Source organism: Veillonella sp. CAG:933, assembly GCF_000431435.1.
Lineage (GTDB): Bacteria > Bacillota > Negativicutes > Veillonellales > Veillonellaceae > Veillonella_A.
In genome coordinates this window covers 1-2,757 of sequence record NZ_HF986243.1, presented here as the reverse complement: position 1 = coordinate 2,757, position 2,757 = coordinate 1, and the positions used below count along the sequence as shown (strand labels likewise).

General features: G+C 31.8%; 1 protein-coding gene. It reads right to left on the bottom strand.

Going from position 1 to position 2,757, the window contains the following annotated elements; all coding sequences use genetic code 11:
* Nucleotides 1-2,757, bottom strand: a 2,757-nt coding sequence (locus QZL64_RS12800; protein ID WP_296309678.1) for a hypothetical protein, incomplete at both ends; no start/stop codon positions are given.

Below are 2,757 nucleotides of genomic sequence, written 5' to 3'. Positions count from 1 at the left end.
ATGCTTCTGCAAGGTTTGTAGATGCATTCGGTTGTACTGGAGACTGTTCATCAATTTGTGGTTTATTATACTCAAAGTTATCCAGATATTGTTGATATGCCGCTTCTGCATCAGCTTCACCTTTTTGAGTTTGATAGTCTTTAACCCATTCTTGATAAGATAATGGTTCAGTTGCTTGTTGAGTTTTAACCGTTTGCTGTATATTAGCAAACATGTCTGTGTTAAATTCACCAGCTTGATTAAATGCCTTTGCTTGTAAACTAGCTTTTACCGGAGTAAGATCAGTAACCCAAGTTATTGGTTCTTCTGGCATAATTTCATAACCCTTTGGTACAACATTATTGTACTTTAAAACTGATTTACTACGACCATTTTCTATTAATACATTGCCTCTATATGCAATTCCCTTTTTATTAATTAATCGATATACTGGAGCTTCATCTTCATTAATACCTATATATTCATATAAGAATGTTGTTCTAGGATCATTGTTTCTATCTAATTTTACTTTTTTAAATGGTGGATATATAGGTTGACCATTTTGATTGAATGAAATTATAGATTGAGACTTTTTATCATATATAATGCCAGGAATTTGTACTTCTACTCCTTTCTTGTTTACTACAGTAAAACCACTATCTTCGTGAGGTAACGCCCTGTATACAGGTCTACCTTCTTCTTCAATAGTTTCTCTACTAGAATCTAATACGTAATAATCAATAGTAGGAACTACGTGGTCGTTCCACCACAAGTCTTTTATTACTTGGAATACTTTAATATCTTTAACTGCATCATCAGGATTTCGTTCTAAATCTCTAATGTAATCAAAATAACCTATTTCCTCTCTGATTGAATTAGGTACATATCTAAAGATATTATTCTTACCAAATGCATCACCAGAAGTATAGAAAGCATACAATGCAAGATCTTTTGCAAAATCTCTTATTTCCTGATAATCACTATCCCACAATTCCTCCCAAGCTCTAATGATCTCATTTTCTAAGTTATTATCACCACTCTTGTTTGGTTTGTAAGCAATAAAATCAGGACCATTTAATTCAGTTGTATCTTCCTTTGGTCTACTAAAGATGTTATTAATAAGTACATTTTCAAATGAACCATCACTACTTAATAAATCTGGATATTTGCCACTTCTTACATCAGATTTAATTCTATCCAATCTCTTAGAGATACTATTTGGACCACCTAACAAACTACTGAGCTTTATTCCATTTTCAGCTAAATACTTATTAAAGAAACCAGCTTTATACGTAGCTTCCATACTTCTGGTAATATTATTAATGTACGTATCATCACTAATTGCATAACCCTTAGTATAGAATTCTATTAATGTTCTTAAGTTTTCAAATTCTGGAGTAAGTCTAATCATTGTGTTTTGGAAGGCAATTCTAGGGAATATTAATGCATCTTGCATTTTCTTACCTAAGAATGTATTTGAGAATACCTTTATAGGATCTTCAAATACTTGTTGCTCTACCATGAATTGTTTCCATTTATCCAAGAATGCACTTTGTAAACCAAAATTATTACCAAAGCGCTTAGTATCAATTTGAGATAATGTAGTTAATTCAGACAAAGATCTTGAGAACGGATCAAGTTCTTGATAAGTCTTCATAATAAGCAACTGATTGTAGTACCAATCAAATGTTTCTTCTTTTTTCAACTGCTTTTTCAAGTAATTGACATCAAACATCTTTTCTCTTTGTTTAACACCTACACCTTTATCATTCAAAAAGTCTAAAAGCTGATCATATTTACCTTTAGATAAAGATTTTGCTTTCTCAAAATATGTATTCCAAATAGTTCTATATGCTAGACTTTCAGGATTTTTGTTTTGTGTATCTACATTATAAAAGCCAGAGTATTTGTCATATTCTATTGCAAAGTCTTTTAATATCTGTTGAGGCAAGAAATAAAATGTACTTTCGCCTTTACCAGATCTAATCAAGAAGTTAGTCATATTAAATGTTAACTTCCTTACATTCAATCGAATGATGTATGGATCTTTTGCAACGTCCACATGAGCATTGATTAATGCTGATAACCAGTCAAGGATATTGATCTTATTTCTATCATTACTCTGGATACCGTACAAATTACTTATACCATAGTCTCTTAAAATTTTATTTGGTTTAAATCTTAATTTGACCAATTGAGTAAGAACTTGATGAGCATTTGCTAATGCAAATGGACCAATACCAAATTTACCACCATTCAACTCCGCTTTAGTTCTACTCTGGAATGCTGGAGTGGCATAATACAGTTGGGATTTGCTTGTACGTTTACCTTGACCAGTTATTGTATCTACTTCTTTAAGAATAGTATCTTTTAAGTAATCGGTTACTGTATCTAGTGGTTGTCTAGCTTCTGCAAAGTTCAATGGGTTAGAAATAACTGATATATACATATCAAGAAGCATGTTTTCATTTGCTTCTTTTGAGTTTGCTTCAAAGTCAGTTTTACCATTATATCTTTCATAAACTCTACGAACTATGGTTTCATCATCTAGACCAGCTTCTCTAAGTCTATTAGTATAATCTTCTTTAGTCTCAAATTTGATTCTATTACCATTCTTATCATAATTGTACCTAGCAACAAATAACTTATCAATATCGAAGTCAGAACCAGTAAGAGATGTAAATTCATCGGGTAATGTGATAGTATCACCAATTTGCTCAGGATACAAATCTACTACTTTAAGAGCTGCAGTTGACGCTTGGCCTTGAGCAGGAATAC